The organism is Vreelandella sp. 2A-K22 (assembly GCF_054065485.1).
Window position 1 is genome coordinate 33,023 of sequence record NZ_JBSUGC010000009.1, and the last position, 15,081, is coordinate 48,103.

15 protein-coding genes are annotated in these 15,081 nt (G+C 55.1%); 9 read left to right on the top strand and 6 right to left on the bottom strand.

Annotated features, from left to right (window positions below):
* Window positions 1-29 precede the first annotated feature (29 nt).
* Window positions 30-212 carry a hemin uptake protein HemP gene (hemP, locus tag ACW17M_RS13315; protein WP_141440563.1) on the bottom strand — a complete coding sequence of 61 codons (183 nt, stop codon included), beginning with the start codon at window positions 210-212 and terminating at the stop codon, window positions 30-32.
* A gap of 192 nt (window positions 213-404) precedes the next feature.
* Here hemP and ACW17M_RS13320 point away from each other — a divergent pair, with 192 nt between their 5' ends.
* A complete protein-coding gene (locus tag ACW17M_RS13320; RefSeq protein ID WP_141440564.1) occupies window positions 405-2,540 on the top strand; it encodes a PhoX family protein in 2,136 nt (711 codons plus the stop codon).
* Window positions 2,541-2,627: 87 nt separating this feature from the next.
* Here ACW17M_RS13320 and ACW17M_RS13325 read toward each other — a convergent pair whose 3' ends face one another.
* Window positions 2,628-2,960 carry a hypothetical protein gene (locus ACW17M_RS13325; RefSeq protein WP_233975042.1) on the bottom strand — a complete coding sequence of 111 codons (333 nt, stop codon included), beginning with the start codon at window positions 2,958-2,960 and terminating at the stop codon, window positions 2,628-2,630.
* Window positions 2,961-3,146: 186 nt separating this feature from the next.
* On the opposite strand from ACW17M_RS13325, the gene ACW17M_RS13330 reads away from it, so the two are divergent.
* Window positions 3,147-4,040, top strand: coding sequence for a LysR substrate-binding domain-containing protein (locus ACW17M_RS13330; protein WP_027957129.1), 894 nt, complete (start codon window positions 3,147-3,149; stop codon window positions 4,038-4,040).
* 117 nt (window positions 4,041-4,157) lie between these two features.
* Here the strand turns inward: ACW17M_RS13330 and ACW17M_RS13335 are convergent, their stop codons facing one another.
* Together ACW17M_RS13335 and ACW17M_RS13340 are read right to left on the bottom strand one after the other, a co-directional pair.
* Complete coding sequence (locus ACW17M_RS13335) at window positions 4,158-5,003, bottom strand: alpha/beta fold hydrolase (protein WP_190374487.1); 846 nt, start codon at window positions 5,001-5,003, stop codon at window positions 4,158-4,160.
* A 458-nt stretch (window positions 5,004-5,461) separates the two neighbouring features.
* Window positions 5,462-6,100 (bottom strand): NAD(P)-dependent oxidoreductase, encoded by a 639-nt coding sequence (locus ACW17M_RS13340; protein WP_041158746.1) that lies wholly within the window; start codon window positions 6,098-6,100, stop codon window positions 5,462-5,464.
* A gap of 110 nt (window positions 6,101-6,210) precedes the next feature.
* Here ACW17M_RS13340 and ACW17M_RS13345 point away from each other — a divergent pair, with 110 nt between their 5' ends.
* Complete coding sequence (locus ACW17M_RS13345; RefSeq protein WP_342584061.1) at window positions 6,211-7,116, top strand: LysR family transcriptional regulator; 906 nt, start codon at window positions 6,211-6,213, stop codon at window positions 7,114-7,116.
* Here the strand turns inward: ACW17M_RS13345 and ACW17M_RS13350 are convergent.
* Window positions 7,113-7,811: a FadR/GntR family transcriptional regulator gene (locus tag ACW17M_RS13350; RefSeq protein ID WP_249362061.1), complete on the bottom strand. Its 699-nt coding sequence runs from the start codon at window positions 7,809-7,811 to the stop codon at window positions 7,113-7,115. The genes ACW17M_RS13345 and ACW17M_RS13350 overlap by 4 nt on opposite strands.
* A 276-nt stretch (window positions 7,812-8,087) precedes the next feature.
* Here ACW17M_RS13350 and ACW17M_RS13355 point away from each other — a divergent pair, with 276 nt between their 5' ends.
* The 6 genes from ACW17M_RS13355 to ACW17M_RS13380 all read left to right on the top strand — a co-directional run bounded on the left by ACW17M_RS13355 (window position 8,088) and on the right by ACW17M_RS13380 (window position 13,968).
* A complete protein-coding gene (locus ACW17M_RS13355; RefSeq protein ID WP_342584062.1) occupies window positions 8,088-9,083 on the top strand; it encodes an asparaginase in 996 nt (331 codons plus the stop codon).
* A gap of 77 nt (window positions 9,084-9,160) precedes the next feature.
* Window positions 9,161-10,162: a TRAP transporter substrate-binding protein gene (locus tag ACW17M_RS13360; RefSeq protein WP_138799256.1), complete on the top strand. Its 1,002-nt coding sequence runs from the start codon at window positions 9,161-9,163 to the stop codon at window positions 10,160-10,162.
* A gap of 62 nt (window positions 10,163-10,224) precedes the next feature.
* On the top strand, window positions 10,225-10,746 hold the full coding sequence (locus ACW17M_RS13365) for a TRAP transporter small permease (protein ID WP_022521622.1): 522 nt from the start codon (window positions 10,225-10,227) through the stop codon (window positions 10,744-10,746).
* 15 nt (window positions 10,747-10,761) lie between these two features.
* A complete protein-coding gene (locus ACW17M_RS13370; RefSeq protein ID WP_027957124.1) occupies window positions 10,762-12,036 on the top strand; it encodes a TRAP transporter large permease in 1,275 nt (424 codons plus the stop codon).
* A 40-nt stretch (window positions 12,037-12,076) separates the two neighbouring features.
* A complete protein-coding gene (locus ACW17M_RS13375; protein ID WP_027957123.1) occupies window positions 12,077-12,544 on the top strand; it encodes a RidA family protein in 468 nt (155 codons plus the stop codon).
* Window positions 12,545-12,567: 23 nt separating this feature from the next.
* The gene (locus tag ACW17M_RS13380) at window positions 12,568-13,968 is read left to right on the top strand and encodes an amidase (RefSeq protein ID WP_027957122.1); all 1,401 of its coding nucleotides are present in this window, start codon (window positions 12,568-12,570) and stop codon (window positions 13,966-13,968) included.
* Window positions 13,969-13,981: 13 nt separating this feature from the next.
* On the opposite strand, the gene ACW17M_RS13385 is transcribed toward ACW17M_RS13380, so the two are convergent.
* Window positions 13,982-15,031 (bottom strand): LacI family DNA-binding transcriptional regulator, encoded by a 1,050-nt coding sequence (locus ACW17M_RS13385; RefSeq protein WP_027957121.1) that lies wholly within the window; start codon window positions 15,029-15,031, stop codon window positions 13,982-13,984.
* Window positions 15,032-15,081 lie beyond the last annotated feature (50 nt).

Below are 15,081 nucleotides of genomic sequence, written 5' to 3' on the forward strand. Positions count from 1 at the left end.
ATTAATCAGGGGCTGAAATATTAAGAGCTTTAGGCGTTAAGAATTAACTTGCCGCTTTTAGTACGGCGCAACACATAGCGGCGCTGTTCATGGTGGATAACCAACTGGTCTGAGTTGCCAAGTAATTCTTTGCTATTCACCTCGTGGGCCACCTCGCGGGTCGTCGAGGCCGACGTATCTCCCTGGCCAGTGCCCTTAGCGGGTAACTGCATGAGAGAGTAACTCCTATGTTAATGATAACTATTAGCGTTAATTTAGCAGAGTTGCAGGCATTCCTCAACAGGTCCTAACATTCGACCTTTCTTCATCTAAATGCAGGCGCTCCGTCATCGTGCTGTCATTAAGCTTCTTTAGTGTCTCCTAACGTTCAATCGTTGACCTACAAACGATCAGGGGAGACCAAAATGAGTAAAGAGATCGAAGATCATCGCCTGTTTAACCACAGCGGCAACCAACCTTTCGCGGAAGTATTGGCGCGTCATGTATCCCGGCGTGATGTGATGCGCGGTGGTTTGAGCATGGCGGCTGCCTCGATGCTTAGTTTTGGTGGCGCTGCTCAAGCGCTTGCCTCAAGCAGCAGCCAAAAAACACCCCTGACACTGGCGTTTGAGGCGGTTCAAGGATCACGCACCGATGCCGTGGTGGTGCCGGAAGGTTATGTGGCCCAAGTCTTGGTGCCGTGGGGCACTCCGCTGAACCAAAATGTTACCTGGCAGCCTGAACAGCCGATGACCGCTGAGCGTCAGGCGGAGAGTGTGGGCATGCACCATGACGGCATGGCCGGTTTTGCCCTGGATACCGACAACGCCTCGCGCCGTTTTGTGCTGGCGCTCAACAATGAGTATATCGACCAAGCCGCGCTATGGGCGCCGCAAGGAGGCCCCACTAATGCGGATGAGGGCCAGCGGCCAGCAGCTGAGTCGCGCACTGAGATCAACGCTCACGGTGTCACCCTTGTTGAGGTCGAAAAGAACGCCAGCGGCCAATGGGCGCATGTGCCGGGTTCGCGTTATAACCGTCGCCTCACCAGTGCGACGGTGATGGAACTTTCCGGGCCAGTGGCGGGCAGTGACTACGTCAAAACGCGCTTTTCGCCTGAGGGTACCCAAACCCGTGGTACCAACAATAACTGTGGTAACGGGGTAACGCCCTGGGGCACCTATATTGCCTGTGAAGAGAACTGGCCCAATGTGTTCGTTAATCATGGCGAACGCTTCCAGGACGACGCGCGGATTGGTATTCCCACCGCTAAAAGCCGCTATGGTTGGGATACTTCGGCGGGAGACGCCTCTGAACAGAATGACGAATTTGCTCGCTTCGACATTACCCCGCGCGGCGAGCGTGCTGAAGATGATTATCGCAACGAAGCACGCACGTTCGGCTACCAGGTGGAGGTCGACCCCTATAGTGATGCATTGGCGGTTAAGCGTACGGCACTTGGCCGTTTCCGCCATGAAGGGTGTTGGTTAGGCAAGCTGGAAGCCGGTCAGCCAGTGGTTTACTACTCGGGGCACGATTCCCGCAACGAGTACGTATATAAATATGTTTCTGATGCTGCCTGGGATCCCGCCGATGCCAACCGTCCAGGTGAAGAGTACGATCGTCTTGCTATTGGCAACAAATATTTGGATAACGGCACCCTCTATGTGGCTCGTTTCCATGCCGATGGCAGCGGTGAGTGGCTACCGCTAACGCCTAGTGCTCAAACGCGCGATGGTCGCACGCTGGCGGCGGCGTTGGGGCTAGCCGACGACGATGCGGCAGGTATCATCATCAACACCTGTGATGCAGCGGATTTGTTGGGTGCCACGCCAATGGACCGCCCTGAGTGGGCTTCCGTCGATCCTGCCTCCGGCGAGGTGTATCTCACCCTAACCAATAACACTCAGCGTACCGCTGAAGAGACAACCCCAACTTACACTAATGACGGTGAGCATCTGGAACAAGTAGGTGTTGGTTACGATTTAGCGCCCACCAATGCCGCCAACCCTCGCGCCAATAACGAAGCAGGGCATATTATTCGCTGGCGCGAAAGCCGGTTGCCCAATGCCTTTACTTGGGAGGTGTTTGTGTTTGGCGCGGCCGCTGACGATGCGGATAATCACTCGGGCCTGACAGAAATGAATCAGTTCGCCAGCCCCGATGGGCTCTGGTTCGACGAGCGAGAGGACGGTCAGGGTATCCTCTGGATCCAAACCGATAACGGTTATGATGGAGTAACCGAGTACACCAACGACCAACTGCTTGCCGTGGTACCTAACGGGCTCGACGATATTCAAGGCACCGGCCCGGTGATTAACAGCAGCAACCAGCAACAGCTTAAGCGCTTTGCGGTAGGGCCGAACGGCTGCGAAGTGACGGGTATTTTTGCCACACCGGATAAAACAGCGCTGTTTATTAACATCCAGCATCCTGGTAACTGGCCCGCTGATGGTAGCGAGCTAGTGCAAGACGCCACTGTTGCAGCCAGCGGCCAAGTACGCCCTCGGGCGTCGACCGTTGTCATTCAGAAACGCGATGGCGGGCCGATAGGGGTTTAAAATCACGCGCTGAGGCAAAGCGCTGCCGCGATAAGACGCCACTATATTAAAGCTTCGAACCTCTCTTAGGTTCGAAGCTTTTTTATTCTAGTGATGAGCCTGACGCGTTTTCTGCCGAGTTTCTAACGCGTGAATGGCATCGACCTTCAATGGGAGCTGGTTGGCCCAGAGAATATCTTCGCGGCTATGACCAATATCCCGCAGTAATTGGTCGTCGTGGGCCAGTAGCGGCAGTATATGGCGGCGGAAAAGCCAACGCCGCCGGTAACGCCACCAGGCCATATCGAGCGCACGAATTAGCCGCATCGGCGGCATGGCAGGCATGTAAAAATGTAGTGCTGGTGGCTTGGGCGGCGGCGCCAATTGGCGAGCTTTTTCCCAGGCGTTATGGGCATGTTGGGCTGGGCATTCACACTTCATCGCGCACCTCCTTTTATTCACAACAGCTGTACAGTAAGCGGCGCCTGGGCACCGACTGAACCGATGTGACCTGTGATTAATAAGTGGAGGGTCGCGACCTCTGGTTATCAGCTTGGCGCTTTACCTTGGATCAATCAAACGAAAAGAACTACACTGTGAGTTAAGTTTTTCTGAAAGGTGGGTGTAATGAATCAACTCTCTAGCATAGCTCCCAGCCGGGCCGTCTTGCCGCTACTGGATAGCGAGGTGCTGCGCACCTTTGTGACCATTGCCGAAAGCGGCAGCTTCACCCGCGCCGCCCAGCAGCTATTTCGCACCCCTTCCGCGCTGAGTATGCAGATCAAACGCCTGGAAGAGATCCTCGGCCAGACGCTGTTTGTCCGCGAGGCGCGGCACGTACGCCTGACTGCTGAGGGGGAAGTGCTGCTGGGTTATGGGCGGCGGCTACTGAAACTCAATGCAGAAGCCGTGACCCAGTTTTTAGCCCCTACCATAGAGGGGCGTGTAGGGCTGGGGATAACGGATGACGTGGTAGGGCGTATTTTACCCACGGTACTCGCCCAGTTTGCTCGCTCGCACCCGGCGGTGCAGGTTGATGTCGAGGTGGGACGCAGCAAAGACCTGCTCGCCAGGTTGGACGAGGGCGAGCTTGATCTTGCCTTGGTGATGGCTGGAGGGCCTGGTCAGGCGACGCGGGGAGAGATCGTCCACAGCGAACCGCTAGTGTGGGCGGGCCGTGAGGATGGCGTTGCCGTGCAGCGAACGCCACTGCCTGTGACCCTGGCCCAGCAGGGGTGTGCGTGGCGCAGAATTACCCTTAATGCCCTTGATCAAGCGGGGATTGCTTACCGAATCGCTTACTCCTGCGACCACTGTGCCGGGCAGGAAGCGGCCATGCTGGCCGATCTGGCCGTGACGGCTTTTCCAAAAAGCTTGATTCGACCACCGCTCAAGCGTCTCCACAACGAGTCACTGCCACCGCTAGGGGATTATCAAGTAGCGCTGGTGAAGCGTGCAGGCAGTGGTGATGCCAGCGAGGTATTGGCTGAGCGGGTGGTGGAGGCGTTTCGTGAGGGGTGAGTGGTAATGAATTATCATTAGCTTTTGAGCGGTAATGATTTTTTAGCGTGATGGTGCTAAAGATTACATGACCACACTCTTGCTTAGTGAGGCCATGTAATGGGGTAACGAAAGTGGTTAGGCAACCTGACTTTCAAACTCGCTAGGAATCAAGAAGCCGCGCAGGATTTTTTCCATTCGCTGCCGTGCGTCAGCATGCTCAAGGTCAAGAAAGTGCCCTGCATTGGGCACGACTTCGAACTCGCATTTCGGCATATAGTCGTCGACGGTCAGGATGTCTTCTGGTGTTGTGTACTCATCCAGTTTGCCATTCACGAACAGCGTCGGTATCTCAATATTACCCAGTAGCTGCTCGTAGTCGGTGTCGTTCATGGAGAGTATTTGTTCAATATGAAAGCAGACCTGTTGAAGCTCTTGATCATCTAACCGTGAGAGATGCCGGTAATTAATATATTTTAGTAAGCGGGGTAAGTATTTGCCCACTTCTTCATTAAGCAGGTTAGCCGCGGTTTTAACATCGCCAATTTGAATATAATGGCGAGCACCATTGATATAGCGCAGCATGCCGTCGTTAAGCTGAGTTGAAAATGAGGCTAGCACTGCTCTTTTAATCGATGAGGGGGATTGCGCCAATGCCATCATGGCGGCATAGCCTCCCCAAGAAACGGAAAGTAACGACGTTGGTTGGTAACGTTCAATCAGAGCTAGGAGGATATTGACTTCATCCTCCTTGGTAATGATGCCACCCACAGGGTTATGTGGTTTTGACTGGCCAGCAAAAGGCAAGTCAAACAGGATAACGTTTAACCCGTCACTCAAATATTTAACACAGTTGGTAAAAGAGGCGGTAGTAGCTAGCGCGCCGTTGACCATAATAATACTTTCAGTATTTTGTGGCTGTTGATAGATTTCTACATGCACGCAATGATTGCCTATCTTAACGAGCTCGGTGTTGGCTTTCATGATGTTTTCCTTGCAGTAATTGGGTCAGTTAATGCGAGTCTAGTGCGTGCATGTCTGCGTAATGGGTTCTGAACCTAATAAGTTCATTAGCTGTCACAAGTGTGCAAGTTTTTTAGTATTTCTTTATTTGTGTTTACCTGATTGTTGAAGGTATAGGCGACTGCGTATGTAGGATATTGCTGACAGCATTTGTAAGAGATTCGCTATATTTATGTAAGAAATGTCTTATAAGTAATTTTTTAATACACAGTTGTTAAGTAATGTGTGGTCAAGTGAGATTGGATTAATTAACATTGTTAAATATGACTGATGGTTTTACGGCGATGAACGATAAGTTCAGCAAAAAGGTGAAAGAGTAAATAGATGAGGGTAACGGGAAAAGGGGGGGGGAATAGAAGAAAGAGGCAACCCCTCACCTATCTCCAGTGAGGGGCATAACGACTTAAATAGCGACTTGATCAGTACGCGACGCAGAAACGTTGGTTGGTGTTATGTGGGTTTTCCAGCTCATCAATCATGGCGATGGCGTAATCCTGCACGGAAATACGGCTGTTGCCTTCGCTATCGGTGAGTAGCGTATCGCCGCCAAGCCGGAAACTACCCGTGCGCTCGCCGGGGAAAATCTCGGCGGCGGGAGAGAGAAACGTCCACGCTTGCGCCGTTTGCCCGCGCAGCGTTTCAAGGGCTGTTTGCGCCCCTTCCGCCGTGGCCCGGTACTCTGCTGGAAAACCCGGTGCATCTAACAAAAGCTTACCCGGCGCTACCTCGAGCGTCGCCGCGCCACCCACTATCAGTAGCCTGGGTACGGAAGCTTGTTGAGTGGCTGACAAAATCGAGTGAAAGCCTTTGAGGTAATAGCCGTAAACATCCTCTTGAGCATGGCCACTAAAGGCGCTGATAACGGCCTTGGCACCGCGTAGCTGCTCTGCAAGTGCATCGGTATTTAACACATCACTTTTAACGGTAGTGAGATTCTCCTGTGGCGCTACCCGTTCAGGCCGAGTCACTAACGCCGTCACGTGATGGCCGCGGGAGAGCGCTTCGGTTAATAGGGCGGATCCAATGAATCCGCTAGCGCCAATCAGTGCAATCTTCATAACAGTTCTCCTTAAGTAGGTTGTCGCTGCATTGTCGGACGCTTTATTGATTTGAAAAATAGCGATTAACGTAATTTACTGTTATCGATTTCATAACAGTAGGGCGATAAATGACCACCGCCAACGAGTTCGATTTAAACGGTTTGCCGATCTTTGTCGCTCTGGTGGAAGCCGGCAGCTTTACCAAGGCAGCGGAGCGGCTAGGCTGCACGAAAACCCGTGTCAGCCTGCAAATTCGGCAGTTGGAAACGCGCCTGGGTGTAACGCTGTTCCTCCGCACCACGCGGCGGGTTCAGCTCACTCAGGCCGGAGAGGCGCTCTACCATCAGTGCCACCCGCTGTTAATAGATCTGCAGGGGGCGCTTGCCAGTACCGTGAGCGACACCCAACAGCTGCACGGCGAGTTGCGTATCACGGCTCCCGAAGATTACGCCGCCGGGGTGTTGAGCGACGCAGTGGTGGCGTTTAGCCGCTTGCACCCTGCGCTGCATATAGAACTACGTAGCGGCGACCAAGTAAGCGATATGGTGCAGGACGGCATCGATTTAGCGTTTCGTCTAGGCTGGCTAAAAGACTCCACGCTACGCGCCCGTCGAATAGGCACTTTTCAACAGCATGTGGTGGCTGCTCCTGATTATCTGAAACGCTACGGCACGCCTTCACACCCCAAGGCGCTGGAAGACCATGCATGGATCGCTTTTACGCCGTTAAAAGCGCCGTTAACCTGGACTTTCCAGCGACGCGATGAGCGGTATGAGGTGCAAATGAGCGCAGGGTTGGCAGCCAACTCAACGGTGAGCTTAGTCGCACTGATGGTCGCTGGCGGCGGTCTCTCCGTATTGCCGGATATGACCGCGGCGCCAGAGATCGCGGCTGGGCGTTTAGTGCGAGTACTTGAAGAGTGGACACTGCCGGAAGGCGGCGCCTATGCAGTCTATCCGCCGGGGCGGCACATAACCGCCAAAGCGCGCGCATTTATGACCTTTTTTGACGCCTGGTTACAAGAAGAGCCTTAACGGGGTGCTGCATTTAATTCGCTGTCACTGTCATAAGTTAGGTTGGTTTCCCAGCTTTCGCTGCTAACGGCTATCGCTGCATGAATACCGGCGGTATCGCCTGCTTTGAAGGCCGCATAGATAGCTTTATGGTCCTTCAAGGCGGTTTCCGGTAGTGAGCGCATAGAGGTTTCCAGTGCGGCTTCGATCAGTTGCAGCAAGGTTTCGCCGACGCGGATGGTCATGGGGTTATGAGTGCTGTGCAGAATGGCGCGATGGAAGGCAATATCGTGCTTGGAGGTTTGAGCACCCGCGCGGATGGCTTCTTCCATGGCGTCGATACTCTGCTGAATACGTTGATGATCCTCTGCCGTTGCCCCGCTCATTGCTTGAAGCGTGTAAGCCGGTTCGAACATACGGCGAAACTCCAGTACATCCCGCGTCATGCCTCGCGCCAGGATCATCCCGAACGCCATCGGGTCGACGAGCGGCGTGCCTGGCTCGCGGCGAATCATGGTGCCTTGACCCCGTTTGACCTCAACGATCCCTATCGCTTGCAGCATCTTGATGGCTTCACGCACGCTGGATTTACCAATGCCCAGGGTGTGAGTGAGCTCCGTTTCCGAGGGCAGGTAATCCCCTGGCTTGAGGTCGCCTCGTATAAGAGCGGTTTTAATACGCTCTAGCAGTTGCAGCGCAACTGAACTGCGATCCATTGAATCTCCAAAAGAGGTTGTACGGGTCGAGCTAATCTCGGGCTGGCGTTTAAAACTCATGAGGGCCTCGCGTGGCTCATCGGTGTTTCCTGCATTTTATCAATGCCCTAAGCCTAGCGGCTTAAGACAGCTGATTGCATATATTTAAAAGACATATTCTTATCTTCCATTGTTTTATGTGACTGCCTTGCTAATGGTTTGTTCTTTAGTCTAGTCTGAAATCAGACATCTGATGTCTGTTGTTTGTGACGCAAAGCATAAAAGATGAGAACCTGAATGACCAAAAAGCACATCGTGGTATTGACCACGGGCGGCACTATTGCCAGCAAGCCCAGTGATTCAGGCCGAAGCCAGTCAGGGGAGCTAAGCGGCGAGCAGCTGCTGGATCAGGTAGCGCTGCCGCAGGGTGTCGACGTCACGTTAGAGGTGATGTCGATCCTGCAGAAACCCAGTAATGCCGTCACTCTCGCCGATCTTGCTGAACTCCATTGCCAGGGGCGGAGAGCATTGTCGCGAGCCGATGTGGACGGTCTGGTGATTACCCACGGTACCGATACCTTGGAAGAGACCGCTTACTTTTTATCGCTCACGCTGCCAGCGGATAAACCTTGTGTCATCACCGGTTCCCAGCGGGCGCCTCACCAGTTAGGTACCGACGCCTTTAAAAATATCTGCGATGCCATCGTGGCGGCGGTTAGCCCCCAACTGGGTCAGCTTGGCTGTGTCGTGGTGTTCAACGAGTCGCTGTTTGCTGCGCGCTATGCCCGCAAGGTGAGCAGTTTCCAGTTGCATGGATTTGACGCCCCCGGCGCTGGTTCTCTGGGGTATATCGACGGGCAAAGGCTCAAGCTTTATCACACGGGAACGGCGATAGCACCCCCCATTGAAGGGTGGGATACCCCGCTGCCGCGTGTCGACCTGCTGCCCGCCTATCTGGATGCTTCGCCCACGCTGTTGAAAGCCTGCGTAGAGAGTGGCGCGAAGGGGGTGGTGATCGATGGCTTAGGCCGGGGCCACGTGCCACCTGGCTGGATGAACGAAATACGAGCATTGGTTAGCACAGGTGTCCCTGTAGCGGTCGTGAGTAGTTGCGCTCAAGGGCCGGTGAACACCAGTTATGAGTTTAGCGGCAGCCTGGCTGATTTGGTCTCGGCTGGGGTGATCGCGCTCAACGATATCAGTGCACGCAAGGCAAGGCTTGCACTTGCCTTGCTGCTGAGTAGTACCCCGCGCGAAGCGCTGGGGGATGCGATGGAACGCTTAATGGCGTGAGCGGCCTTTTAACCTTGCTCAACTGCAGTAACAGGAAACTAAAAAGCAATTCACCATAACTAAATAAGGTGCTGGACATGAAACTAACGCTGACAAAAGCCACCCTTTCTGCGGCTATTGCCGTCGCTTCTCTAAGTGCGGCTCAACTCCATGCGGCCGACTATACCTTCAGCTTCGCCCACGTGTTGATTGAAGAGACACCGAACGGCCAGGCGGCGCTGCGCTTTAAAGAGGAGGTAGAGGAGAAGTCCGATGGTCGTATCGAGATTAACGTACTGCCGGCCGCTCAGGTGGGTGGCGACGTTGAAATCATTGAGCAGATTCAGATGGGCCTGGTCGATATCGGTATCCCGCCAACGGCCACCCTGGGTAACTTTGAACCGCGCATGCAGATTTTGGATCTGCCGTTCTTGATTGCCGATTACGACACCATGGTGGAAACCCTGGATGGTGAAGTGGGTCGCGAAATCCTCGATACCCTGAATGGTCATAACATGTACGGCGTCAACTTCTGGGGAGCGGGCTTCCGCCATATCACCAACAATGATCGCCCGATCGAAACCCCCGAGGATATGGACAGTATCCGCATGCGCACCATGCAGGCGCCGATCATCATCTCCACCTATGAAAACCTGGGCGCTAATGCCACCGCAATGGCCTTCACCGAGGTTTACAACGGCCTGCAGCAAGGCGTGGTGTCGGGGCAGGAAAACCCACTGGCCAACATCTATACCATGCGTTTCCATGAGGTGCAGGATTATCTCTCGCTGACCAATCACGCTTACCACGCCTATGCGGCGGTAATGAACCAGGACTCCTGGGACTCGCTGCCGGAAGATCTGCAGGCGGTGATGCTGGAAGCCTTCGATAACGGCCGAGACGCGTCCCGTGCGCTAACGCTGCAGGACGAAGAGACCATCATGAAAGAGATCAAAGACGAAATTGCGATCAACGAACTCACCCCAGAGCAGCGTGACGCCTTTATTGAAGCCAGCATGCCGGTGCACGAAGAGTATGAAGATATCGTCACCACGGAGTTGCTGCATAAGGTCTATGACGCTGTGGGTATCGAGTATTGATCCACCTGGTCGGCTAAGACCTGGCTCCTCTCTTCTTACCCCTGTCAGGGTGTGGATATCTCATGTTCGAAGCGCTCAACAAATGTCTTGATCGCTTGGAAAGTGTGGCGATGGTCGTTTTCATGTCGATTGCGACCATCCTCACCACCATCCAAGTCGTGTATCGCTACGGCTTTAGCGGTTCGCTATTTTGGGCTGAAGAAGTCGTTATTTACTCCATTATCTGTATGAGTTTTATAGGTGCCAGTATGGGTGTGCGCCATGGCACGCATATTTCGGTGGATGTGCTGAATGCCATTGCCTCGCCCGCTGTGAACCGCTGGCTGCACATGATCGCAGCACTGATCGGTATCGTGTTCGCTGGCTTCATGACCTATTACGGCTTTGTTCTCTATTTCAGCACGTTGGATCGCGGACAGTTAACCGCTGCACTTCGCCTGCCGATGGCATGGTTCTATCTGCCGATTGGCGTTTCCGGTGTGCTGCTGATTCTGCGTTATCTATGGGTCATCAATGAAGTCTGGAAAAAGCCTCCGGTGAGTCTCTCCGAAGAGCTTGTGGCTGAGTCGGATAAGCTCATTTAACCCTGGAGGGCGACCATGATTACTGCATTATTACCGATCTTTTTTGCCGTTCTACTGCTTGGGCTGCCCATCTTTGCTTCTTTGGCATTGGCGGTGTTTCTTGCCATTGAGTTCTTTGGCGCTACCAATCCGGTCATCGTGCCGATGCGCATGTTTACCGGCATGAATAACTTCTCGCTGATGGCGATTCCGTTCTTTATCCTGGCGGCGGAGCTGATGCGGATTGGCGGGCTTTCCGACCGGTTGATCAACCTTGCCAAGGCGCTGGTAGGGTGGGTGCCAGGGGGCTTGGCAGCGGCCACGGTGCTGTCATGTCTCTTCTTCGGGGCCATTTCCGGTTCAAGCCCTGCCACGGTGGTGGCGATTGGTTCGATCATGTTCCCGGCACTTGTCGCTGCTGGCTACGATAAGCGCTTTGCGATTGGTTTGATCGCCACCGCTGGTACCTTGGGGCCGATCGTGCCGCCGAGTATTGCGCTGATTATCTACGGCTCAGTGACCGGTACTTCGGTGGGGCGGCTGTTTGCAGCGGGCCTGCTGCCTGCCATTGTGATTGCCTCGATTCTCATCGCCTACTGCATCGTCTTTAGCAGCATCAAAGGCTATGAGCGCGCCCCTTTCCCCTCGCTGAGGCAAATCTTGGTAGCCTTTAAAGATGCTGCCTGGGGCCTTGGCCTGCCGGTGATTCTGCTGGGGGGCATCTACAGTGGCGTCTTTACCCCGACCGAATCGGCGGCGGTCGCCTGCGTATATGGCCTGTTTGTCGGCATGGCGGTTTATCGCACCATTAACGTAACGGAACTGGTGGGAACACTAAGAAGCTCTGGATTGATTTCCGCGACGCTGCTGCTGATTACCGCAGGTGCCTCTGCTTTCTCTTGGCTGCTCGCCATTACCGGTACGCCTAGCCAACTGGCAGGTGAGGTGCTGTCGTGGACAGACGATCCGTTTCAGGTCATGGCGCTGTTTAATGTCGTGATGATCGTTGCTGGCTTCTTCCTCGATAGCGCCTCGGCCATCATTGTGCTCTCGCCACTGCTGCAACCGATTGCGGCCCAGGTAGGCGTGGACCCGGTGCATTTTGGGGTGATCACGCTGATCAACTTCTCGGTGGGGATGATTACGCCGCCGGTAGGGTTGAACCTGTTTGTCGCTATGTCGATCTCCAAGATGTCGCTGCAGGAAGTGTTCAAGGCCTGTTTGCCGCTGATTGGCTTGATGCTGTTAGCGCTGATCATCATCACCTATATACCGTGGCTGAGTACCTGGCTGCCCTCGTTAATCTATTAACAGCTGGTTTAATGAAGCTAAACAATAAGGACAACGAACCATGAGCAAAACGATTGAACAAGCGGTGGCGGAGCAGGGCCTTACGTTACCGGCGATTCCAAGGCCGCGTGGCATGTTTCTGCCCTGGTCTCAGTTGGGTAGCCAGCTGTTTTTAGCTGGGCAGATTTGTGAGCGTGGGGGTGATGTTCTCTATCCCGGCAAGGTAGGGACTGAGTTCGATCTTGAAACCGGCAAGCTGGCGGCCCAGGCGTGTGCCTTGAATCTACTGGCCTCGCTCAGCGATGCCGTTGATGGCGATTTTTCCCGCGTGGTGCGATGCGTGCGCATGAATGGGTTCGTCAATGTGGCGCCGGGCTTTCACGATGTGCCACTGGTGATCAACGGGGCATCCGAGCTTTTTGTCGCGCTATTTGGCGATGCAGGGCGTCACGCTAGAACCGCCATTGGGGTAGCGACACTACCCGGCAATGCGGCGGTGGAAGTCGAAGCGATTTTTGAAGTGCGTTAAGCACCCACAGAGGTACGTAAAGCATGCAGGATTCACCCATTTTTCTACCGTTGCGTGAGCAGCGCGAGCGGCTGCGGGCGGGCACGCTGACCGCTACCGCGCTGGCCGAAGCGGCAATCGCTGCTTATCAGCAGCGCGGCAAACACGACCACGCCTACCTCACCTGGAACGGTGAGCAGGCACTGGCAATGGCAAAAGCTGCCGATGCGGTGCTTGCCCAGGGTGGTGATGCGGGGGCGCTAATGGGTATGGCGGTATCGATCAAGGATATCTACGCCGTGACGGGGCTGCCGACTTATGCGGGCTCTTCCCAACGCCTGCCGAAGCGCTGGGAGCGCCCCGGCCCGGTGGTGAGCACACTATTGAAACAGCTGCCTTCTGTGATGGGTAAAACCCACTCCGTTGAGTTTGCCTTTGGCGGCTTGGGTACCAATGCCCATTGGGGAGCACCACGCAACCCCTGGGATGCACATCAGCACCGCACGCCTGGCGGCTCAAGCTCCGGGGCGGGTGTTTCACTGGTGGGCGGTACGGCAAGTTTGGCATTAGGCACCGATACCGCCGGTTCAGTGCGTATTCCCGCCTCAATGACCGGCGTAGTCGGCCTGAAAACCACCGCCGGGCGCTGGTCGACCGAGCAGATCGTACCGCTTTCAAGCACGCTGGATACCCCAGGGTTACTGGCGCTGCGGGTCGATGACCTTGCCTTTGCGTTCGATGCGTTGGATGGCGGCCTTAGCGGTCAGGATGATCGAATGCCAGCAACACCGACGCTTGCCGGGTTGACCTTTGGAGTACCAGAAACGTTTTTCTGGGACGACTGCAGTCCAGGTATCGCGGAAACCGTACGCGGTGCCATTAAGCAGCTGGAAGCCGCCGGGGCGCGAATAGTGACCCTCGAGTTGCCCGGCATCGACGAAGCGTACGAACTCTTCAAGCTGGGCGGTGTGGCTGCGCCGGAATTGGCAGCGTTTCTAAACACCGAGCTACCCGAGATGATTGACTCCCTGGATCCTAACGTCGCCGCCCGCGTTAAAGCGGCAGATGACATGCCTGCCTGGGAGTATGTGCGTCGTCGCACGGTGCTGGACTCGCTTGCCGCCTCTGCTGCCGCTCGCATGGCCGATGTAGATGCAGTCCTTACTCCCACGGTAGCGATTACCCCGCCCACTATCGAAAGTCTCGAGCCAGAAGGCGCCTATCCCAAAGCCAACATGCATGCTCTGCGCAACACGGTGATCGCTAATTTCCTAGGCCTGTGTGCCTTAACGCTGCCGGTTGGGAAGGACGCTGCCGGTATGCCCGTTGGCCTGCAAGTGCTGGCCGGGCCGTGGCAAGACGCCAGCCTGCTGGCAATCGGTCAGGCAATTGAAAACGAGCTGGGATCAGGCTTGGAGATTCTTGGTCAACCGCCAGCGATATGAGCGCTGAGGTAGCCTAAGTACTCCCGCCGGTTTGGAGCGTAAAGCCCACATCGTGCTGGCGGCGGTAGACGTTCTTGCCGCTTAGCCGGCGAATGAGTTCTTTGGCGGCTAAGCGGCCCATCTCTTCTCTGGGTGAAAGAATGGTCGTGAGCTGAGGAGTTACATGCTGACCAAGGGGCAGGCCGTTAAACCCGGCAATGGCGATATCCCCTGGCACGCTTAGCCCTTGACGTTGAGCCGCCAGCAGGGCGCCTGCCGCCAGGTCGTCGTTGGCAAAGTGAATGGCTTGGGTATGAGGGTATTGCGCGAGCACTTGGGCCAGTCCTTCAGCGCCCGCCTGTAGGCTGCCCAGGGTATCTAGTTCCAGTAGTGGGGCGTCGATTCCTTTCTCCTTTAGTACCGCTTTATGGCCTTCGTAACGCATGCTGGCGCGATAATCCTGCGAGAGCCGGGCGCCTACATAAACAATCTGGCGGTAGCCTTTTTCGATAAGATGGCCGGCCATGCAGCGGCCTGCCGCCACGTGATCCAGGCCAACGTTAAGATCCATGCCTTTGCCCAGCTCCATCACCTCCATAATGGGGTGATCCCAGTTCGCCAGCAGCGTATGGCACGCCTTGTTATGGCGCAGCCCAGCGGTGACCAGTGCAGAGCATGACCAGCCCAGAAAAGTACGTACCAACTGATACTCGCGGTCTAGATCGTAGTCGGTGTTACCTAGCAGTATCTGGTAGCCCTCGGCTTCCAGCGTCTCCTGCAGCCCCTTGATGACTTCCACAAACACGCTATTGATCAGTGACGGCACGATCACGGCAATCAGCCGTGATCGGGATGAGGCCAGACTACCGGCTACCAAGTTGGGTACGTAGCCCAGTTTCTCTACGGCTTGTAGAACACTCAGGCGTGCACTATCGCTGACCTTATCAGGGTTGTTCAGTGCTCGAGATGCGGTAATCGGTGATACCCCTGCCGCTTGCGCCACTTGGCTGAGCGTGACTTGGTCGGAGCTTCGGCGCTGCCTGGCAGGGCTGGGAGAGGCAGCGTTGGGCGAGTCTTTAGACATTGGTCGCACGTCCCTGATTTTCAGCTTGTCGTAACGCCAACAATAATCTA